The sequence below is a fragment of the Microbacterium sp. NPDC097977 genome (assembly GCF_040302605.1).
Classification (GTDB): domain Bacteria; phylum Actinomycetota; class Actinomycetes; order Actinomycetales; family Microbacteriaceae; genus Microbacterium.
The window spans coordinates 1-18716 of record NZ_JBEOUR010000035.1 but is presented as its reverse complement, the minus strand read 5'-3'; the positions used below and the strand labels follow the sequence as shown (position 1 = coordinate 18716).

Here is an 18716-nt window from a genome sequence, read left to right as displayed (position 1 = left end):
TCAGCTCATCCGCTGCAGAGACAGGGCATAGATCGTGGGCGCACCCTCGAGGTCCATCACGATCTGCATCCCGGTGGCCGCGGTGGTGACGTCGAACGCGATCGTCTCGTCGTCGCAGACGATCGGCTCGGCAGACGGCTGCTCCTCATCGAGCTCGCCGGCCCTCAGAGTGATGGTGCCGTCGCCCCGGCAGGCGAGCTGCGCCTGATAGGCACCGGCCTCCTGGGACTGCAGGAACGTCTTCTGGTGCGGGGAGGTGTTCTCGCTCAGCCACCCGGAGAGGATCGGGCTGGATCCCTCGGCACCGGCGCCCGGCACCGCCGTCTCGGCCCAGTCCCTGATCTCGTCGGCGGGGATCGGGAGCAGCGCTTCGTCGGCGTCCGCCGCATCCCCGGTGGTGGTGGGCGCGGGTGTCGATGCCGACGGGGAGGGCGAGCCGGAGGCCGGCCCGCTCGGTGACCCGCTGGGCTCACCCGTGCATCCGGCGAGCGCGATGCCCGCCACCAGGATCAGTCCGATCGTCGCCGCTCGTCTCATGGCCATCACTCCACGCTACGCATCTGCACGGAGCGCGCAACCGCCGACGCCGACACGCCGGTCTTTTGAACAACTCAAAACAGCAGGTACAGTCGAGGCATGGACACCGACCTCGACTCCGCGCTTCGCGATGCGGGACTGCGGGCGACCGCGGGCCGTGTCGCTGTGCTCGAGGTGATGGAATCCATGGCCCACACGGATGCAGAGCGGGTCTACCGTTCCGTGTCCGCGGTGCTCCCGACGACGTCGATCCAGTCGGTGCACAACATCCTCGCGGACCTGACGGCGGCGGGCCTGCTCCGTCGGATCGAACCGGCAGGTTCCGCAGCGCTCTACGAGCGGCGCATCGGCGACAACCACCACCACGTCGTCTGCACCGAATGCGGTGCGGTCGGCGATGTGGACTGCGTCGTCGGCGACGCGCCGTGTCTCACCCCGTCTTCGGCGGGGGGATTCACCGTCCGAACAGCCGAAGTCACCTTCTGGGGCCTGTGTCCCAGTTGCCAGAACGCCGCATAGGCGTGAACACCGAGAGCACCCGGACCCACGGATGCCCTCGTCTCGCCTCGCGCAGAAGGAGAAGCACATGACGAAACCGAACACCACGACCCAGACCGGCACCCCGGCACCGAGCGACGCGCACTCGCTCACCGTCGGCGCCGACGGCCCCACGGTCCTGCATGACCGCTACCTCGTCGAGAAGCTCGCCTCGTTCAACCGCGAGCGCGTGCCGGAGCGCAACCCGCATGCGAAGGGCGGCGGCGCCTTCGGCGAGTTCGTCGTCACGGAGGACGTCTCGGCGTACACCCGTGCCGCGGTGTTCCAGCCCGGCGCCACCAGCGAGACGCTGCTCCGCTTCTCGTCGGTCGCCGGCGAGCAGGGCTCCCCCGACACCTGGCGCGACGTGCGCGGCTTCTCGCTGCGCTTCTACACCTCCGAGGGCAACCTCGACATCGTCGGCAACAACACCCCGACGTTCTTCATCCGCGATGCGATGAAGTTCCCGGACTTCATCCACTCGCAGAAGCGCCTCGGCGACTCCGGTCTGCGCGACGCCGACATGCAGTGGGACTTCTGGACCCTGTCGCCCGAGTCCGCCCACCAGGTGACCTACCTCATGGGCGACCGCGGCCTGCCCCGCAGCTGGCGCCACATGAACGGCTACGGCTCGCACACCTACCAGTGGGTGAACGCCCAGGGCGAGCGCTTCTGGGTGCAGTACCACTTCATGTCCAACCAGGGCGTCGAGGCGATGGGTGCGGCCGAGGCCGAGCAGCTGGCGGGCTCGGATGCCGACCACTACCGCCGCGACCTGTTCGACGCGATCACCCGCGGCGAGCACCCCTCGTGGGACGTCTACGTGCAGGTCATGCCGTACGAGGAGGCGAAGGAGTACCGCTTCAACCCGTTCGACCTCACCAAGACGTGGTCGAAGAAGGACTACCCGCGCATCAAGGTCGGCACGTTCACGCTGAACCGCAACCCGCAGAACTTCTTCGCCGAGATCGAGCAGGCGGCGTTCTCGCCCGGCAACCAGGTGCCCGGCACGGGCATCTCGCCGGACAAGATGCTGATGGCCCGCGTCTTCGCCTACCCCGACGCCCAGCGTCACCGCGTCGGCACGAACTACAACCAGCTGCCGGTCAACCAGCCGCATGCCGCCGAGGTGCGCAACTACATGCACGAGGGGCACATGCAGTACCGGTTCAACCCCGCCGAGCACCGCGTGTACACCCCGAACTCGTACGGTGCCGAGGGCGGCCCCGAGGCCGACCCGCTGGCCGGCGTCGAGGCGAGCTGGGAGTCCGACGGCGAGCTGATCCGCTCGGCGGCGACCCTGCACCTCGACGACGACGACTTCGGTCAGGCCGGCACGCTGTACCGCATGGTCTTCGACGAGGAGCAGCGCGCCCGATTCCTCGAGACCCTCACCGGTCAGGGTCAGGGCATCACGATCGACGCGATCCGCGAGCGCTTCTTCCAGTACTGGACGAACGTCGACGCCTCGCTCGGCGACGCGCTGCGCGCCCGCTTCTGAGCGGCGGGCCCGCTCGGCATCCGCCGACCGGATTCCGGTGACCGGCATCCGCTGACCGGCATCCGCTGACCGGGCCGCTCCACTTCGGGGGCCGACACGCCACGTGCAGGATGGTTTTGCACCAACCGTCCTGTAAGTGGCGTGTCGGCCCCCGTCGCGTTCGCGGCCATGGTCTCTTTTCGGAAGGGCCAGAATGGATGCCGTGGCAGTCCCTCTCTCCGACCTGAACAACATGCCTGAGCCCCAGCAGGTGTACGCGGCTGACGGCACGCGCCTCGCGACGTACACGTGGGGCGACCTCGACGCACCCGTGGTGGTGATCGTGCACGGCTTCGCCTCCAGCGCCCGCGACACGTGGGTGCTCACGGGGTGGGTGCGGGAGCTCACCAAGGCCGGCTATCGCGTTCTCGCGCTCGACCAGCGCGGCCACGGACTCAGCGAGAAGCCGCATCAGGCCGACGCCTACGGGATCCGCACCCTCGCGACGGATGTCGAGACGGTCATGGACGCCTATCTCGTCGATGACGCGTTCTACCTCGGGTACTCGCTGGGTGCGCGCGTCGGCTGGGAGGTCGTCCGCGACCTGCCCCAGCGCATCGGCCGTGCGGTGCTCGGCGGGGTGCCGGACGGCATCCCGCTCGCGCGGCTGGATCTCGATCAGGTGCGCGCGTATCTGGCGGACGACACCCCGGTGTCGGATCCGACGACGCAGAACTACATCACGCTGACCGAACGCGTGCCCGGCAACGACCTCGCCGCGCTGGTCGCCCTCGCCGAGGGGATGCGCTCGTCACGGACGATCGACCCGGATCCGTCGAACGCGCCGGCGAGTCCGATCCTGTTCGCGACGGGATCGAAGGATGCGATCATCGAGGGCTCCCGGGCCCTCGCCTCCGCCGCCCCGCAGGGTCGGTTCTTCGAGATCCCCGACCGCAATCATTTCAACGCTCCGGGATCCCGTTCCTTCAAGGAGGCGGCCCTGGCCTTCCTGTCCGGGAGCTGACGCGGCCCTTCGTCTCGCTGCGCTCGCTCAGGGAGCGCAGTCATGCCGGCATGCGAAGAGCCCTCCGCCTCGGTGTGCTCGCTCAGGGGACGGAGTCACACGGGCGCGACGAGAGCCCTCCGCCTCGGTGTGCTCGCTCAGGGAGCAGAGTCATACGGGCATGCGAAGAGCCCTTCGTCTCGCTGCGCTCGCTCAGCCACACCGGCATGCGAAAAGCCCTTCGTCTCGCTGCGCTCGCTCAGGGAGCGGAGTCACACGGGCCCGACGAAGGGCTCTCGGTGCGGCGGTCAGACCGCGGCGCTCTGCTCCCGCTTCGGCAGCACCCATCCGGCGCGCGGGAAGTGGCAGGTGTACCCGTTCGGGTACTTGATCAGGTAGTCCTGGTGCTCTTCCTCGGCCTGCCAGAAGGATCCGGCGGGCTCGATCGCGGTGACGGCCTTGCCCGGCCACAGGCCCGACGCGTCGACGTCGGCGATGGTGTCACGGGCGACGGTCTCCTGCTCGGGAGAGAGCGGGAAGATCGCCGAGCGGTAGCTGGACCCTCGGTCGTTGCCCTGCCGATCGAGCGTCGACGGGTCATGGATCTGGAAGAAGAACGCAAGGATGTCGCGGTACGTCGTCTTCGTCGGGTCGAACACGATCTCCACGGCCTCGGCGTGGCCGGGGTGGTTGCGGTAGGTCGCGTGGTCGTTCGACCCGCCGGTGTAACCGACCCGGGTGTCGAGCACTCCGGGCTGGCGACGGATGAGGTCTTCCATCCCCCAGAAGCAGCCGCCTGCGAGCACGGCGGTCTCGGTGCCTGGGGTGCGGGTGATGGTTCCGGTGTCTGTCATGACTGCTCCTCAGAGGTGGGGGTGGAGGTGGGGGTGTCGGCATCAGCTTCGGCGCCGGCGAAGAGGTGACGGTAGCGACCGTACCCCTCATCATCCAGGCTGTCAGCAGGGATGAAGCGCAGGGCGGCGGAGTTCATGCAGTAGCGGAGGCCACCGGCGGCACGGGGTCCGTCGTCGAACACGTGTCCGAGATGGCTGTCGGCTCCGGTGGAGCGGGCTTCGGTGCGCGTCATCCACAACTTCCGGTCGGTGCGCGTGGTGACCGCGTCCTCTTCGATCGGGCGGGTGAAGCTCGGCCAGCCGGTGCCGCTGTCGAACTTGTCGGTCGACGAGAACAGGGGCTGGCCCGACACCACGTCGACGTAGATGCCGTCGTCGTGGGTGTTCCAGTAGGCGTTGCGGAAGGGCGGTTCGGTGGCATCCTCCTGCGTCACCTCGTACTGCAGGTGGGTGAGGTCGCTGACGGCCTCCGGAGTCCTGCCGTAGTCATTCGACATGATGCGTCTCCTTTTCCGACGCGGCTGGCTGCGGCGTCATAGAGCACAACCGGCGGATGCCCGGTTTTGGTCCCGCAGGACTGTGAGCGGGCTGTGAGTTTCGTCGCAGTCGATAGAGTTGCTCCGCTACACACACCACAGGGGAGACACACATGTCGGTTGGACTGCTCGCGGTCGTCGATGACATTCTGAGCGCGGCGATGAAGGCATCCGCCAAGGCCGCGGGCGTCGTGATCGACGATGCCGCCGTGACACCACAGTACGTGCAGGGCATCACGCCTGCGCGTGAGCTGCCGGTGGTCGCGAAGATCGCGGTGGGATCTCTCGCCAACAAGTTCCTGATCATCATCCCGGTGGCGCTGCTGCTGACCGCCTTCGCGCCGTGGGTGCTGCCCTATCTGCTGATCCTCGGCGGAGCCTATCTGTGCTTCGAGGGGGCCGAGAAGGTGCTGGAGTGGTTCGGCGTGCAGCACGGGCACGCTGACGAGAGCGCGCGCGACGAGCGGAAGCTGGTGCTCGGCGCCGTGCGCACGGATCTGATCCTCTCGACGGAGATCATGCTGATCTCGCTCGCCAATCTCGAGGCCGGTCTCGACATCTGGACCACCCTCGCGATCCTCGCCGTGATCGCCCTGATCATGACCGGTGTCGTGTACGGCGCGGTCGCGCTCCTGGTGAAGATCGACGACATCGGCCTGAAGATGGCGAAGAGCCCTGTACAGCGCGTGCGCCACACGGGCACCAGGATCGTGCGCTCGATGCCGGGAGTCTTCCGCTTCATCAGCATCCTCGGCACCGTCGCGATGCTGTGGGTCGGGGGCCACCTGCTGCTCGTCAATCTCAGCGAGGTCGGCGTGCACTTCGGAGCCGACATCCTGCATGGCATCGAGCACCTCCTCGAGCCCGCGGGCAATGTGATCGTCTGGATCGGCGACACCCTGTTCTCTGCCATCTCCGGACTGGTCGCGGGCCTGATCATCGTGGCCATCGTGCTGGGCATCGCGAAGCTCCTCGGCAAGAAGCCGAACTTCCACGAGGGCGGGGAATCCCCCGTCGACGTGCACGCCTGAAGCGTCCCTCGGCGCATCCCTCGACGCATCCCTCGATGCATCCCTCGTCGCGGGCTTCTCACGCGGCGATGTCATAGCGAGCCCTTCCTCCGAGGCGAGGAGTCCGCGCCGGATCGACGTGCGGCGGCGGAATGAGCCAGACCCGCGCGGCGACACCGACACCGTCGACACTGATGTCCCATCCGTTGTCGTGGATGCGGTGATGACACGACTCGCACAGCAGTACGCCGTTGTTCAGATCGGTCGGCCCGGTGTCGCGCTGCCACCACCTGATGTGGTGCGCTTTGGTCATCTGGGGCGGGAGGCCGCACATCGCGCATCCGCCGTCTCGCTCGACGAGGGCGAGACGTTGCGCCCGGGTGAACAGTCGCTTCTCTCGGCCCCAGTCGAGGATCTCTCCCGCAGAGCCGAGCACCACCGGGATGATCCCGCCACCCGCTGCCATCCGTCGGCATGTGCTGATGCTCACGGGCTGGTCGCTGCCGTCGATCGTCGCGGCTCCCCGCCCCGAGGTGAGGTCGTCGAGGTTCACACGCACCACCACTGTCGCACCGGTCGCCGGCATCCCTCCGTTGTCACAGGCGATCGCATGCTCGCACAGGGCGCTGATGGCGTCGGCCTGGATCATCACCACGCTGCGGTGATCGGCGTCGGCCGCACCGGGCTCGGGTGCCGTGACCCGCGCCTGGAACGTCGCGGACACGTAGGCCTGAATCGCTGCCCTGATGGGCGCGCTCGACGCGATGTCGGTCTGCAGGTTCAGGTGGAAGGAGCCGTCGCGCTCGAACATGGTGAGAGAGCGACGATCACGCGACTGCTGTTCTTTGGGAGCCACCCCGTCGGGGTCGAGCCAGGCTTCGGTGCGGGCGACGAGCGTGCGCACGTCGTCGAGCGTCATCCCCGCGGCGCGAGCGACGAGCAGCCCCTCGGCCTCGTCGACCCGCGCCGACCCCACGCGGAGGCGAAGCCGTTCGAGCAGTGCGACGATGACCGCGGCGGCGGCCACGGAGATCTCACCCGCGGCGAGCGCTGCCGCCAGCGCGGGGTACTTCGCGGGCAGCACCTCGCCCAGCAGGTTGCTGCGCGGTGCGGCGGCCTGACCGACCGTGATGAGGCGCTTCGCGTCCCCCGGTGAACCGCCCGTCGTGGTCGCGATCAGTGCTCCGGCATTACGGAATCCCTGCTCCTTGGCCAGCCCCTCGGGGCCGAGCTCCGGCCGCGATTCGTGCGCGATCGTCGCCGCGAGTTCGGCGTGGATCCCGTCGAGACAGCGTTGCACCTCGCCGACCGCACGATGCGCGTCGAGCAGTTCGGCCCGCGAGAGATCGGTGCTCCTCTCCGCATCGGCCCACGCATCGCCGAGGCGCTCGATGGCCTCGAGAAGCGGCGTCAGACGGGTCGTGGTCATGGTCTCAGTTTAGAACATATGTTCTAAACTGTGGTCGGAATGCCGGCATGCGCTGCAACTTCACCCGCCGCGCACGTGGTCCTCACTGCGCAGCCACTCGTCGAACGTGATGCGCCCCTGCCGGGCATCGGCGCCGCCGCGCAGAGCCCCCGATGCGAGCCCCGTGCCGTATGCGCCGGGCAGGCGCACCCCCACCACGCGCCGGCGCAGGCCGTCGAACGCGAGCTGCCGTCGGGCGACGTCGAGCAGGATCTCGTCGCGCGGACCGACCAGGTCGCTCGCCCGACCGGTCGCCGCACCCTCCGCGAGCCGCACCAGATGCGCACCGACCTCCCGGGCGGCCACCGGCCGCATGAGCAGCGTCGGCAGGAGTGCCACGGGCCCGCGCATCCCCGAGAGCACCTGCCCGGCGAACTCGTGGAACTGCGCCGCTCTCGCGATCGTGAACGGCACCGGCCCCGTCGCCACCGCGCGCTCCTGCGCGAGCTTGCCCGCATAGTAGGAGGAGTCGATCCCATCGATCCCCACGATCGACAGCGCGACGTGATGCCCGACGCCCGCAGCCTCTTCCGCGGCGAGCAGGGTGCGGGTCGCCGTCTCGAAGAAGGCGATGGCCTTCGCCGCCGAGAGCGTGGTCGTGTTCGTGACGTCGATCACGGCATCCGCGCCCCGCAGCGCCTCGACGAGACCGGCGCCCCTGGTCACGTCGACACCGCCCACGTCGACACCGCCCACGTCGACACCGCCCACGTCGACACCGCCCACGCGCGAGAGCACGACGACCTCATGCCCCGCGGCCCGCGCCTGCGCGACGGCATGCCGGCCCACGACACCCGTTCCTCCTGCGACGGCGATCCTCATCCGACTTCCTCTCCGCTCCGGGAACCCGCCTGCGCGCGGTGCGTGCACCCACCGCGCACCCTCCCGCTGTGATGACGAGACGGCCGTCGAGAATGTGAGGCCTCACACGTGCGCGCGCTGCATCGTCATATCCTGCGAAAGCACACGCGACAGGAAGCACGCGAAAAGAACACCCGCGAACACGACCCACGAGCGCGACCCAGGACGAGAACACGGCGGATGCCGCACCGGAGGAGACACCCATGGACGACAACCTCGACGACGTCTTCCGCGAACGCCGCCGTCTGCTCGCCCTCGGATACCGGATGACAGGCACACTGGCGGATGCCGAGGACATCGTGCAGGAGACGTACCTGCGCTGGTACCGGCTCACCGATGTCGAGCGCGAGGGCATCGCGAACCCGGCGGGCTGGCTGACGACCGTCGCCGGCCGTGTCGCGCTCGACCTCCTCGGGTCCGCACGTCGTCGACGCGAGCAGTATGTCGGGCCGTGGCTGCCCGAGCCCGTTCCGGCCGATGTGTTCGCCGGGGCGATCGGAGCGCGCACGGCCTCGCCCGCGGATCCCCTCGATCGCATCACCCTCGACGACGACGTCTCGACCGCACTGCTCGTGGTGCTCGAGGCGATGACGCCCGCCGAACGCGTGGCGTTCGTGATGCACGACGTCTTCGCCGTGCCGTTCGACGAGATCGCCGCGGCGGTCGGCAGATCCTCCGCAGCCGTGCGGCAGCTGGCCGCATCCGCTCGTCGCCACGTGCGCGAGAGCCGAGCGGTCGCGGTTCCTCGCGATGAGCACGATCGCGTCGTCCGCGCCTTCCAGGACGCCACGCGAACCGGTGAGATCGGCGCGCTTCTGCGGTTCCTCGCTCCCGATGTCGAACTCCGCAGCGATGGCGGCGGTGTCGTCAGCGCCGCGCGCAACGTCGTGAGCGGAGCCGACCACGTCGCCCGCTTCCTGCTCGGGATCGCAGCAAAGAGCCCACGTCTGACGGTGGAGGAACAGCGGTTCGGCGACGGGATCGGACTGGTGTTCCGCAACGAGGGCGCCGTGCACTCGGTCATGAACCTCCACGTCGAACACGGCGTGATCACCCAGCTGTGGATCGTCCTCAACCCCGCCAAGCTCACCCACTGGCGGCCCTCCCCCTGACCCGCCGGGCTCGCGCACGGACGGCACGTCTGCAGGATCGATGCACGGATGCAGGATGGTCGACGAGCCTCGGCCCTGCAGACGTGCGTCGGCCCTGCAGACGGTGCACGCCGATCCTGTCCACGGCATCCTGCTAGCGTCGTCCCGTGCGCACCCCCGCGCAGATGCAGGAGACCCGATGAGCGACCACCAGATCCGGGATGCCGAGACCGCCGACCTCGAGGCGATCCTGGCCATCTACAACGATGCGGTGCTGCGCACGACGGCCATCTGGAACGATGACGCCGTCGACCTCGCCGACCGCACGGCGTGGATGGCCGAGCGCACCGCGCGGGGCTATCCGGTGCTCGTCGCGGTCGACGACACCGGAGTGCTGGGGTACGCGACGTTCGGCGACTTCCGTCCGCACCACGGCTTCCGGCACACGGTCGAGCACTCCGTCTATGTGCGCGACGGCGAGCGCGGGCGCGGCATCGGCAAGGCGCTGATGATCGAGCTGATCGATCGTGCGCGCAGGCTCGGCGTGCACGTGATGGTCGCGGCGGTCGAGAGCGGCAACACCGGCTCGATCGTCATGCACAAGCGCCTCGATTTCCTGCAGGTCGGACGGATGCCGCAGGTCGGCGCCAAGTTCGACCGCTGGCTCGATCTCACCCTGCTGCAGCTCGTGCTCGACGAGCGCCCCTTCCCGGACCAGCTCACGTGAACGCCCTGCTCTGGCTCGCCGATGCGTTCAACTCGCAGTGGGTGCTGCCCGGCGGCCAGGTGCTGCTGATCCGCGAGGTGGTGGGCAACGCCTTCGGTCTCGCGAGCGCCCTGGGCGGCATGCAGCGCAAGATCTGGGCGTGGCCGGTGGGCATCGTCGGCAACCTGCTGCTGCTCACGGTGTTCCTCGGGTCGATCCTCAACCCCGACCACGAACTCCCGCACCTGCTCGGTCAGGCAGGACGCCAGGTCATGTTCATCATCGTGGCGATCTACGGATGGGTGCGCTGGCGCCAGGCCGCATCGGACGGCGGTCGCGTCACGCCGAGGTGGGCGCCGAACAGCGCCCGGATCGGCCTCGTGCTGGTCATGGTGATCGGCACGATCGCCCTCACCCCGCTCTTCCGCGCGCTCGGGTCGTGGGAGCCCGTCTGGGCCGACGCCTGGACGTTCGTCGGATCCCTGCTCGCCACGTACGGCATGGCCAAGGGCTGGACGGAGTTCTGGCTCATCTGGATCGCCGTCGACGTGGTCGGCGTGCCGCTGCTGTTCAGCTCGGGGTTCTACGCGACCGGGTTCATGTACGTGTTCTACGGCGTCTTCACCGCGGTCGGCTTCGTCGTCTGGTGCCGCGCGCAGGCGAACGCGAAACCTCAGGTCGAGACGATCATGCCCGACCCCCGACCGATCACCTCGACGGTGAAGACGATCGACCCCGACCGGGACTGACCAGGCCCCGATTCGCATCGAAGGATCCGCCGGGGGGCTCCCCGCGAATGTGTCGGCGCGTGTCGCGAGACTGGCCGCGCGGCCGATCGGCGGGTTTGCTAGACGCCATGACCCGTCAGATCCGCTTCAACGCCTTCGACATGAACTGCGTCGCCCACCAGTCGTCCGGCCTGTGGCGGCATCCCGACGACCGCTCCCGCCAGTACAACACGCTCTCGTACTGGACGGATCTGGCGAAGCTGCTCGAGAGCGCGACCTTCGACGGCATCTTCATCGCCGACGTCCTGGGCACCTACGACGTCTACGGCGGCACGAACGAGGCGGCGATCCGCAACGGCGCCCAGGTGCCCGTGAACGATCCGATCCTGCTGGTCAGCGCGATGGCCGCCGTCACCGAGCATCTCGGATTCGGCATCACCGCGGGCACCGCGTTCGAGCACCCCTATCCGTTCGCGCGTCGCCTGAGCACGCTCGATCACCTGACGAACGGCCGCGTGGGCTGGAACGTCGTGACCGGGTACCTGCCCAGCGCCGCGCGCAACATGGGCCAGACCGACCAGCTCGCCCACGACGACCGCTACGACCACGCCGACGAGTACGTGGAGGTGCTCTACAAGCTGTGGGAGGGGTCGTGGGAAGACGACGCCGTGGTCGAGGACCGCGAACGCGGCATCTTCACCGACCCGGCGAAGGTGCATCCGATCGGCCACGAGGGAAAGCACTTCAGCGTGCCCGGCATCCACATCTCCGAGCCGTCGCCGCAGCGCACTCCGGTGATCTACCAGGCCGGTGCCAGTCCCCGCGGGGTAAAGTTCGCGTCGGAGAACGCCGAGGCGATCTTCGTGGCCGCGCCCTCGAAGGAGGTGCTCGCGGGCACCGTGAAGCGCATCCGCGACGCACTCGAAGACGCCGGTCGCGACCGCTACGACGCCAAGATCTACACGCTGCTCACGGTGATCACCGGGGCGACGAGCGAGGATGCCGCGGCGAAGCACGCCGAGTACCTCTCGTACGCGAGCCCCGAGGGCGCACTGACGTTCATGTCGGGCTGGATGGGCGTCGACCTGTCGCAGTACGCCGAGGACGAGCCGGTGGGGAACGTCGAGTCGAACGCCATCCGATCGGTGCTGCAGCACCTCAAGGAGGAAGCCGACCTCGGACGCGAGTGGACCGTCGGCGACTTCGGCCGCCACAACGCGATCGGCGGCCTCGGCCCGACCGTCGTGGGCTCGGGCGTCGAGATCGCCGACGAACTGCAGTCGTGGGTCGAGGAGACCGACATCGACGGCTTCAACCTCGCGTACGCGGTCACTCCCGGCACCTGGCAGGACGTGATCGAGCACGTCATCCCGGTGCTGCGCGAGCGCGGCGTCTACCCGAACGAGTACACGCCGGGCACGCTGCGTCACAAGCTGCAGGGCAAGGGCGACCGGGTGCAGGACACGCATCGCGCCGCGCGCTACCGGGTGGGGGCGAAGACTCCGGTCGCCTGATCAACTGGTCGTGCGAGCGGTCACTCGGCCTTCGAGCTGAAGAGTCCGCGCAGGACGAGGAACACCACGCCCGCGACGACGAGCACGATCGCGAGCTTCGCGATGAACCACAGGATCGAGAACAGCGCGCTGACGATCCACCAGGCGATCACCACGGCGAGGACGACTCCGATGACGGTCCACAGCGAGTTCTTGTTCATGGTTCCAGCCTAGGCGGCAGGGCGGACGTCACAGATCCGGATGCTGCGTCGTCAGTACCGGTGAGGCGCATCGGGCGCCTCCCCAGTGAAGGAGACGACGTGTCGCACGTGAACATCGGCAAGATCTACGCAGCCCCGTACCAGGCGATGCTCGAGTTCGCCGCGAAGGCCGCAGAGGCGGGGGCGGATGCCGGGCTCTCGCCGCTGCTCGTCGAGCTGGTCAAGGTTCGCGCCTCGCAGCTCAACGGCTGCGCGTTCTGCCTCAGGATGCACTGCGCCGACGCCGTCAAGGCCGGGGAGACGGCCGACCGCCTCGCCGTGCTCGCGGGATGGTGGGAGTCGCAGTATTTCTCCGCCGAGGAGCAGGCGGCCCTGCAGATCGCCGAGAACGTCACGATGATCGGCGACCCCGGACGCCTCGTCGACCGCGGAGTCGAGATCGACGGCGTGCTGACCGAGAAGCAGATCGCGGCCGTGACCTGGCTCGTCGTCGTGATCAACAGCTGGAACCGCATCGCGATCAGCAGCCACTACCCCGTGCACGCCTGACGCAGCCTGACGCAGCGGGACGGGTGGGGGCGGATGCCGAGGCATCCGCCCTTCCGCATCCGATGCGCGCCGTCAAGTCCCTTCTCGGTCGATCGAGCGAGGGTGAGACTGCGATCATGTCTGCACCGACCCTCGTTCCGTCCGCCCTCCATGGCTGCACCGCTCGCGGCCCGTTGAGTGACGCCGTCATCCGCCGACTGACCGGAGACGAGGTCGACGATCTCGGCGCGCGGGCGGAGCTCGCCCTCGCCGCGAGCGCCGACATCGTGCGCGATGACGACATCCAGCTCGCCCTCTTCGTGCTCTACGCGTCGTCGTACGGCTCGCTGCCCGAGCTCGATCCTGCTCTGGAGTGGGACCCGGCGCTGATCTCCACTCGGGCGATCCTCGAGCACGCGTTCGAGCGGGCGCTGCGGGCCACGGTGCCAGCTCCCGAACTGCCCGAGCCGACCGTCGACGCCGTCGGCCGCGCGCTCTTCGCCCTCGCCGAAGCGGACACCGGGCCGAGCCTGTCGCGCTACGTCGCGAAGAAGGCGACCGAGGAGCAGATGCGCGAGTTCTTCATGCAGCGCTCGATCTACACGCTGCGGGAGGCCGATCCGCACTCCTGGGCGATTCCGCGACTACACGGTAGGGCGAAGGCCGCGCTCGTCGAGATCCAGTCGGACGAGTACGGCGGAGGACGGCCGGACCGCGTGCATGCGACGATCTTCGCGCGCGCGATGCGGGGCGCCGGCCTCGACGACACCTACGGCGGATACGTCGACGACGTCCCGGCGATCACGCTCGCGTCGCTCAACACGATGTCGATGTTCGGCATCAATCGCCGGCTCGTCGGCGCGATCGTCGGACACCTCGCCGCGTTCGAGATCACCTCGTCGATCCCCAACCGCATGTACGGCGACGGTCTGCGCCGGCTCGGTTTCGCCGAGGACGTGACCGAGTACTTCGACGAGCATGTCGAAGCGGATGCCGTGCACGAGCAGATCGCGGCGCGCGACCTCGCAGGCGCTCTGGCCGAGGACCACCCCGAGCTGCTCGAGGACATCATGTTCGGCGCTGCGGCCTGCCTGACCGTCGACGGGTGGGCGGCCGGGCACATGCTCGAGTCCTGGACGCGCGGCGAATCCTCGCTGCGGGAGCGGTCGTCGCGATGAGCGAGCGCGAGGAGGCCGTCACGATCACCGCCTACCCCGACGGGCCGCTGCTGGTCAGAGGGGCGGCGGTGCTCGAGACGTCCGACGGCGAGCGGATCCCCGTCAGCCGTCGCACCGTCGCACTGTGCCGGTGCGGTCTGTCGACGATCAAGCCGTTCTGCGACGGCACGCACAAGGCGTCGGGATTCCGCACCGACACGTGATCTCGGCGCTGTCGGTCGACGCGCCGTGGAGGAGAACCACCTGTCGGGAGGAGAATCCGCGGGATCGGGTCCTCCCGAGGTGGAGTTCTCCTCCCGACGGAGTGGGCGCCGGTCAGTGCCCGACCGCCGGCAGGCAGCCGCCGTCCATGATGATGCCGCCGACCTCGACGGAGAGGACATCCGCCGACACCTCTCCGAAGATGCATCCGCCCTCCGGTGCGGCGACACCGAACGCGACGGCGCGCTCGTCGCCGATGATCTGGATGTCGCTCAGCCCGGCATCCGAGATCGCGTCCTCCACGGCGTCGACCGACAGGTCTCCCGAGGTGCGCAGGGTCTCGAGCGCCGTGCGTATCTCGTTGGCCGGCCGCTCGGCCGCCGCTCGGCTCGCCTCCGACAGATCCACGCGATCGCGGTAGCGGTCGTTCTGCGCCATCGCGTTGTCGGGATCGTACGGCGCGCAGTCCGGGGGCAGCTCGACGCCCTCGACCTGCGGGCACGCCGCAGTGGGAGTGGGGCTCGGGGATGCGGTCGAGGATGCGGATGCCGTCGGCGATGCCGTCGACAGCCCGGTGGTCGCCGTCGCGCATCCCGCGAGCAGCATGGTCGTCGCGATGACGAGAAGCAGACGCGTGCCTCTCGACCTGTCCCCCCGGATCCTGGCCATCCCCTCATGGAACCACACGCGATCCGCGCTGCCAACCTCCCGCCGGGCTCCCCGCGCCACCGCTGACCGCACCTCCTCCCGCCCCGCTTCAGCGCGGATTCAGCGTGCGCCCGCCACACTGGGATCATGCGGATCCTGGTGGTGGACGACGAGGCGCGTCTCGCCGACGCCGTACGCCGAGGACTCGAGGCCGAGGGCTTCGCGGTCGATGTCGCCCACAACGGGGTCGACGGGCTCTGGCGGGCGCGCGAGACGCGCTACGACGCGATCGTCCTCGACCTGATGATGCCCGGCATGAGCGGCTGGAAGGTGTGCGAGGCGCTGCGCGCCGAAGAGAACTGGACGCCCGTGCTCATGCTCACCGCGAAGGACGGTGAATGGGACCAGGTCGAGGCGCTCGAGACCGGCGCCGACGACTACGTGACGAAGCCATTCTCGTTCGCCATCCTCGTCGCCCGCATCCGCGCCCTGGTGCGCCGCGGCGCGGTCGCCCGCCCCGCCGTCCTCGAAGCCGGCGACCTGAGACTCGATCCCTCGTCGCACCACGTGTGGCGCGGCGAGACGCCCGTCACCCTGACCGCCCGCGAGTTCGCGGTGCTGGAGTACCTGATGCGCCATCGCGGTCAGGTGCTCTCGAAGCGCACGCTGATCGAGGGCGTCTGGGACGACGACTTCGACGGCGATCCGAACATCGTCGAGGTCTACGTCGGGCATCTGCGCCGCAAGCTCGACAAGCCGTTCGGTCGCGAGGCGATCGAGACGATCCGCGGCGCCGGCTACCGACTGGCGGCCGACGGTGGCTAGCCGCGCGTGGCGATCGGTGCGGGCACGGACCACGCTCGGCGCCACCCTCGTGGTCGCCGTCGCGCTGCTGATCGGAGCGTTCTCGTTCTACGGAATTCTGAGCTCCAGCATCCATGCGAGTGCCGAACGGGCGGCGGAGCAGCGGCTCGACGAGCTGACGGAGCGACTCGACGGGCCCGGAGGCCGGGGGATCGACACCCTCGACGACGAGATCGTGCAGATCATCGCACCGGACGGATCGGTGCGCGCGGCGAGCGAGGACGCCCTCGACGATCTGGGGTCCACCGCCCTGCCGATCGCCGACGGGGCGAGCACCCGCACGATCGACCGCACACCGATGCTGATCGTCTCGGATGATCTGCACGGCGACGAGACCCTCGTCCTCGCCGTGCCGATCGAGGACGCCGTCGAGACCCTGTCGACCGTCGCGATCCTGCTCGCCGTCGCCGTGCCCCTGCTGCTCGTGCTCGTCGCCGTCACGACCTGGCTCGTCGTCGGCCGTGCGCTGAGACCCGTGACGCGGATCCGGCGGGAGGTCGACGGGATCACCGCCGAGCACCTGCACCGACGGGTCGAGGTGCCGCCCTCGTCCGACGAGATCGCGGCGCTCGCGACCACCATGAACCGCATGCTCGATCGGCTCGACGCCTCGGCCACCGCTCAGCGCCGCTTCGTGTCGGATGCCTCGCACGAACTGCGGTCGCCGCTGGCCACGATCCGCCAGCACGCCGAACTCGCCCAGGCGCACCCCGCCACGACCAGCATCGACGAGCTGGCCGAGGTCGTCTCCGACGAGGGGCTGCGCCTGCAGGGGATCGTCGAGTCGCTGCTGCTGCTCGCCCGCCTCGACGAGGGAGCGGGCACTCACGACGAGGCGGTCGATCTCGACGATGTGGCGCTCGGAGAGGTGCGCCGACTGCGCTCGCGCGGGGTCGACGTCGACGGGACAGGCATCGCCGCCGCGCGCGTCGTCGGCGACCCACGGCTGCTCGGCCAGCTGCTGCGCAATCTCGCGGACAACGCGGCGAGGCACAGCGCCGGACGCGTCGCGATCAGCGTGATCCCGCAGGGCTCGTGGGTGTTCGTGACGATCGAGGATGACGGCGCCGGCGTGCCCGAACCCGAGCGGGAGCGCATCTTCGAGCGCTTCGTGCGGCTCGATGAGGCGCGCAGCCGCGATGCGGGCGGGAGCGGACTCGGGTTGGCGATCGTCCGGGGCATCGCGGCGGCCGGCGGCGGCACCGTCTCCGTCGACGCGTCACGCTGGGACGGGGCGCGATTCGTCGTCTCCCTCCCTCTCTCCGACTGAACGCCCGTGGGAGCATGGAGCACATGCAGACCCCGATGATCGACTACCTCCAGCTGCTGCTCGACTCCTGCGGGGAGGATGCCGGCGAGGTCGCCTCGTACATCCCGGAGCTCGCGGACGCCGACCCGGATCGCCTGGCCATCGCGGTCGCCACGCTCGACGGCGAGGTCTACGTCGCGGGGGATGCCGACGTCGAGTTCACGATCCAGTCGATCTCGAAGCCGTTCACCTACGCTCTCGCGATCGCGGATCGTGGTCTCGATGCCGTGCTCGAACGGATCGACGTCGAGCCGTCCGGCGACGCGTTCAACGAGATCTCGCTGGAGCCCGGGAGCGGTCGCCCTCGCAATCCGATGATCAATGCGGGAGCGATCGCCGCCCACGCCCTGGTCGACGGCACGGACGCCGATGGTCGCGCCGAGCGCATCCTCGACCTGTACAGCCGCCTCGCGGGCCGCGAGCTCTCGATCGCGGAGGACGTGTTCGAGTCCGAGCTGTCGACCGCAGACCGCAACATGGCGCTCGCGTACATGCTGCGCACCGTGGGCGTGCTCGACGCCGACCCGGCCGACATCGTGCGCGGGTACACGCGCCAGTGCTCGGTGTCGGTCTCGGTGCGCGATCTCGCCCGCATGGGTTCGGTGCTCGCCGCCGGCGGGCTGTCGCCGGAGGGCGAACAGCTGATCGACCCCGTCGTGAACCGGCAGGTGCTGAGCGTCATGACCACCTGCGGCATGTACGACTCCGCCGGCGACTGGCTCACCTCGGTCGGCATCCCCGCCAAGAGCGGCGTCGCCGGGGGTCTGATGGGCGTGCTGCCCGGTCAGGTCGGCATCGCGGTGTTCTCGCCCCGGCTCGACGAGCACGGCAACAGCACGCGTGGGGTGCGGATGTTCGAGCGCATGAACCACGATCTGGGCCTGCACCTGATGACCTCGACCGAGCGGGCGCGGTCGGTGTCGCGTCGCGTGGAGCACGACGGGATCGCGGTGCACGAGATCGCGGGCGACCTGCACTTCATGGAGGCCGAGCGGGTGCTGCGGGGCTTCGCCGAGGAGCAGGCCGGCGACGACCCGGTGGTCATCGACCTCGACCGCGTGCAGCGCGCCAACGACATCGCGAAGCGGATGCTGCTCGAGGGCGTCCGCAGGCTGCACCTCGACGGTCATGACGTGCGGATCGTCGACCCGTGGGGAGTGCTCGGCAGCGCGGAGACCGGGTCGGGTGAGCTCGTGCACGGCGATCAGGCGCACGGCGGGTTCGTGCCGGCATCCTTCGCCGATGTGGCGAGTGCGGTGCGCGGCTGACCCGTTCCTGAAGAGGTCTTCAGGGGGCTTCAGGGTGGCTTCAGCACCTCCGCGGGACCATCGACTCATGAACGACAAGAACCCGACACCCGACCAGACGCCCGAGAACCTCCCCGCGAACACGCCTCCGGCTCCCCCCGCGCCCCCCGCTCCCCCGGCCGCGGATGCCGAGACCGTGCCGGTCGCGCCGATCGC

The 18716-nt window shown here is 69.2% G+C and carries 20 protein-coding genes and 2 pseudogenes; 14 read left to right on the top strand and 8 right to left on the bottom strand.

Features of this window, described 5'->3' with window-relative positions; genetic code table 11:
- On the bottom strand, positions 1-543 hold the full coding sequence (locus ABTZ43_RS09745; protein WP_350538642.1) for a hypothetical protein: 543 nt from the start codon (positions 541-543) through the stop codon (positions 1-3).
- A 93-nt stretch (positions 544-636) separates the two neighbouring features.
- On the opposite strand from ABTZ43_RS09745, the pseudogene ABTZ43_RS09740 reads away from it, so the two are divergent.
- Positions 637-930: pseudogene (locus ABTZ43_RS09740) on the top strand (Fur family transcriptional regulator); the annotation flags it as partial.
- On the opposite strand, the pseudogene ABTZ43_RS09735 reads toward ABTZ43_RS09740, so the two are convergent.
- Positions 850-1125, bottom strand: a pseudogene (locus ABTZ43_RS09735) (hypothetical protein); the annotation flags it as partial. The pseudogenes ABTZ43_RS09740 and ABTZ43_RS09735 overlap by 81 nt on opposite strands.
- Between ABTZ43_RS09735 and ABTZ43_RS09730 the strand changes: the two are divergent.
- Together ABTZ43_RS09730 and ABTZ43_RS09725 are read left to right on the top strand one after the other, a co-directional pair.
- Positions 1124-2575, top strand: a complete 1452-nt coding sequence (locus tag ABTZ43_RS09730; protein ID WP_350538641.1) for a catalase — start codon at positions 1124-1126, stop codon at positions 2573-2575. The pseudogene ABTZ43_RS09735 and the gene ABTZ43_RS09730 overlap by 2 nt on opposite strands.
- A gap of 193 nt (positions 2576-2768) precedes the next feature.
- The gene (locus tag ABTZ43_RS09725; RefSeq protein WP_502885365.1) at positions 2769-3578 is read left to right on the top strand and encodes an alpha/beta fold hydrolase; all 810 of its coding nucleotides are present in this window, start codon (positions 2769-2771) and stop codon (positions 3576-3578) included.
- A gap of 287 nt (positions 3579-3865) precedes the next feature.
- On the opposite strand, the gene msrA is transcribed toward ABTZ43_RS09725, so the two are convergent.
- Positions 3866-4411: a peptide-methionine (S)-S-oxide reductase MsrA gene (gene msrA, locus ABTZ43_RS09720; RefSeq protein ID WP_350538639.1), complete on the bottom strand. Its 546-nt coding sequence runs from the start codon at positions 4409-4411 to the stop codon at positions 3866-3868.
- On the bottom strand, positions 4408-4908 hold the full coding sequence (msrB, locus tag ABTZ43_RS09715) for a peptide-methionine (R)-S-oxide reductase MsrB (RefSeq protein ID WP_350538638.1): 501 nt from the start codon (positions 4906-4908) through the stop codon (positions 4408-4410). Before msrB ends, msrA begins: the two co-directional genes overlap by 4 nt.
- A gap of 152 nt (positions 4909-5060) precedes the next feature.
- Here msrB and ABTZ43_RS09710 point away from each other — a divergent pair, with 152 nt between their 5' ends.
- The gene (locus ABTZ43_RS09710; RefSeq protein ID WP_350538637.1) at positions 5061-5978 is read left to right on the top strand and encodes a DUF808 domain-containing protein; all 918 of its coding nucleotides are present in this window, start codon (positions 5061-5063) and stop codon (positions 5976-5978) included.
- A 58-nt stretch (positions 5979-6036) separates the two neighbouring features.
- Here the strand turns inward: ABTZ43_RS09710 and ABTZ43_RS09705 are convergent, their stop codons facing one another.
- Both ABTZ43_RS09705 and ABTZ43_RS09700 read right to left on the bottom strand, forming a co-directional pair.
- Positions 6037-7386, bottom strand: a complete 1350-nt coding sequence (locus ABTZ43_RS09705; protein ID WP_350538636.1) for a DUF222 domain-containing protein — start codon at positions 7384-7386, stop codon at positions 6037-6039.
- A 60-nt stretch (positions 7387-7446) separates the two neighbouring features.
- The gene (locus tag ABTZ43_RS09700; RefSeq protein ID WP_350538635.1) at positions 7447-8247 is read right to left on the bottom strand and encodes an SDR family oxidoreductase; all 801 of its coding nucleotides are present in this window, start codon (positions 8245-8247) and stop codon (positions 7447-7449) included.
- Positions 8248-8489: 242 nt separating this feature from the next.
- Between ABTZ43_RS09700 and sigJ the strand changes: the two genes are divergently transcribed.
- The 4 genes from sigJ (at position 8490) to ABTZ43_RS09680 (ending at position 12325) form a co-directional block, all read left to right on the top strand.
- Positions 8490-9398: an RNA polymerase sigma factor SigJ gene (gene sigJ, locus ABTZ43_RS09695; RefSeq protein ID WP_350538634.1), complete on the top strand. Its 909-nt coding sequence runs from the start codon at positions 8490-8492 to the stop codon at positions 9396-9398.
- Between the two features lie 178 nt (positions 9399-9576).
- Entirely contained in the window at positions 9577-10104 is a 528-nt protein-coding gene (locus ABTZ43_RS09690; protein WP_056414599.1) for a GNAT family N-acetyltransferase, read from the top strand.
- A complete protein-coding gene (gene pnuC, locus ABTZ43_RS09685; protein ID WP_200946569.1) occupies positions 10101-10832 on the top strand; it encodes a nicotinamide riboside transporter PnuC in 732 nt (243 codons plus the stop codon). Before ABTZ43_RS09690 ends, pnuC begins: the two co-directional genes overlap by 4 nt.
- A gap of 107 nt (positions 10833-10939) precedes the next feature.
- Positions 10940-12325 (top strand): LLM class flavin-dependent oxidoreductase, encoded by a 1386-nt coding sequence (locus ABTZ43_RS09680; RefSeq protein ID WP_350538633.1) that lies wholly within the window; start codon positions 10940-10942, stop codon positions 12323-12325.
- Between the two features lie 20 nt (positions 12326-12345).
- Here the strand turns inward: ABTZ43_RS09680 and ABTZ43_RS09675 are convergent, their stop codons facing one another.
- A complete protein-coding gene (locus tag ABTZ43_RS09675; protein WP_045252830.1) occupies positions 12346-12525 on the bottom strand; it encodes a hypothetical protein in 180 nt (59 codons plus the stop codon).
- 99 nt (positions 12526-12624) lie between these two features.
- Here ABTZ43_RS09675 and ABTZ43_RS09670 point away from each other — a divergent pair, with 99 nt between their 5' ends.
- The 3 genes from ABTZ43_RS09670 to ABTZ43_RS09660 all read left to right on the top strand — a co-directional run bounded on the left by ABTZ43_RS09670 (position 12625) and on the right by ABTZ43_RS09660 (position 14434).
- A complete protein-coding gene (locus tag ABTZ43_RS09670; RefSeq protein WP_314098198.1) occupies positions 12625-13074 on the top strand; it encodes a carboxymuconolactone decarboxylase family protein in 450 nt (149 codons plus the stop codon).
- Positions 13075-13190: 116 nt separating this feature from the next.
- Entirely contained in the window at positions 13191-14231 is a 1041-nt protein-coding gene (locus tag ABTZ43_RS09665; RefSeq protein ID WP_350538632.1) for an iron-containing redox enzyme family protein, read from the top strand.
- The gene (locus tag ABTZ43_RS09660) at positions 14228-14434 is read left to right on the top strand and encodes a CDGSH iron-sulfur domain-containing protein (RefSeq protein WP_350538631.1); all 207 of its coding nucleotides are present in this window, start codon (positions 14228-14230) and stop codon (positions 14432-14434) included. The genes ABTZ43_RS09665 and ABTZ43_RS09660 overlap by 4 nt, the downstream gene beginning before the upstream one ends.
- A gap of 112 nt (positions 14435-14546) precedes the next feature.
- Here ABTZ43_RS09660 and ABTZ43_RS09655 read toward each other — a convergent pair whose 3' ends face one another.
- On the bottom strand, positions 14547-15101 hold the full coding sequence (locus tag ABTZ43_RS09655; RefSeq protein ID WP_350538629.1) for a hypothetical protein: 555 nt from the start codon (positions 15099-15101) through the stop codon (positions 14547-14549).
- A gap of 126 nt (positions 15102-15227) precedes the next feature.
- Here ABTZ43_RS09655 and ABTZ43_RS09650 point away from each other — a divergent pair, with 126 nt between their 5' ends.
- The 3 genes from ABTZ43_RS09650 to ABTZ43_RS09640 are packed head-to-tail and all read left to right on the top strand — an operon-like array spanning position 15228 to position 18521.
- Positions 15228-15905, top strand: a complete 678-nt coding sequence (locus ABTZ43_RS09650) for a response regulator transcription factor (protein ID WP_056414583.1) — start codon at positions 15228-15230, stop codon at positions 15903-15905.
- Positions 15898-17214: a sensor histidine kinase gene (locus ABTZ43_RS09645; RefSeq protein ID WP_350538628.1), complete on the top strand. Its 1317-nt coding sequence runs from the start codon at positions 15898-15900 to the stop codon at positions 17212-17214. Before ABTZ43_RS09650 ends, ABTZ43_RS09645 begins: the two co-directional genes overlap by 8 nt.
- 23 nt (positions 17215-17237) lie before the next feature.
- The gene (locus ABTZ43_RS09640; protein ID WP_056419157.1) at positions 17238-18521 is read left to right on the top strand and encodes a glutaminase; all 1284 of its coding nucleotides are present in this window, start codon (positions 17238-17240) and stop codon (positions 18519-18521) included.
- The last annotated feature ends 195 nt before the right edge of the window (positions 18522-18716 follow it).

Coding starts and splice junctions, on each gene's coding strand:
- ABTZ43_RS09745 (WP_350538642.1), bottom strand. CDS start 543: ATGGCCATGAGACGAGCGGCGACGATCGGACTGATCCTGGTGGCGGGC.
- ABTZ43_RS09730 (WP_350538641.1), top strand. CDS start 1,124: ATGACGAAACCGAACACCACGACCCAGACCGGCACCCCGGCACCGAGC.
- ABTZ43_RS09725 (WP_502885365.1), top strand. CDS start 2,769: ATGGATGCCGTGGCAGTCCCTCTCTCCGACCTGAACAACATGCCTGAG.
- msrA (WP_350538639.1), bottom strand. CDS start 4,411: ATGACAGACACCGGAACCATCACCCGCACCCCAGGCACCGAGACCGCC.
- msrB (WP_350538638.1), bottom strand. CDS start 4,908: ATGTCGAATGACTACGGCAGGACTCCGGAGGCCGTCAGCGACCTCACC.
- ABTZ43_RS09710 (WP_350538637.1), top strand. CDS start 5,061: ATGTCGGTTGGACTGCTCGCGGTCGTCGATGACATTCTGAGCGCGGCG.
- ABTZ43_RS09705 (WP_350538636.1), bottom strand. CDS start 7,386: ATGACCACGACCCGTCTGACGCCGCTTCTCGAGGCCATCGAGCGCCTC.
- ABTZ43_RS09700 (WP_350538635.1), bottom strand. CDS start 8,247: ATGAGGATCGCCGTCGCAGGAGGAACGGGTGTCGTGGGCCGGCATGCC.
- sigJ (WP_350538634.1), top strand. CDS start 8,490: ATGGACGACAACCTCGACGACGTCTTCCGCGAACGCCGCCGTCTGCTC.
- ABTZ43_RS09690 (WP_056414599.1), top strand. CDS start 9,577: ATGAGCGACCACCAGATCCGGGATGCCGAGACCGCCGACCTCGAGGCG.
- ABTZ43_RS09680 (WP_350538633.1), top strand. CDS start 10,940: ATGACCCGTCAGATCCGCTTCAACGCCTTCGACATGAACTGCGTCGCC.
- ABTZ43_RS09675 (WP_045252830.1), bottom strand. CDS start 12,525: ATGAACAAGAACTCGCTGTGGACCGTCATCGGAGTCGTCCTCGCCGTG.
- ABTZ43_RS09665 (WP_350538632.1), top strand. CDS start 13,191: ATGTCTGCACCGACCCTCGTTCCGTCCGCCCTCCATGGCTGCACCGCT.
- ABTZ43_RS09660 (WP_350538631.1), top strand. CDS start 14,228: ATGAGCGAGCGCGAGGAGGCCGTCACGATCACCGCCTACCCCGACGGG.
- ABTZ43_RS09655 (WP_350538629.1), bottom strand. CDS start 15,101: ATGGCCAGGATCCGGGGGGACAGGTCGAGAGGCACGCGTCTGCTTCTC.
- ABTZ43_RS09650 (WP_056414583.1), top strand. CDS start 15,228: ATGCGGATCCTGGTGGTGGACGACGAGGCGCGTCTCGCCGACGCCGTA.
- ABTZ43_RS09640 (WP_056419157.1), top strand. CDS start 17,238: ATGCAGACCCCGATGATCGACTACCTCCAGCTGCTGCTCGACTCCTGC.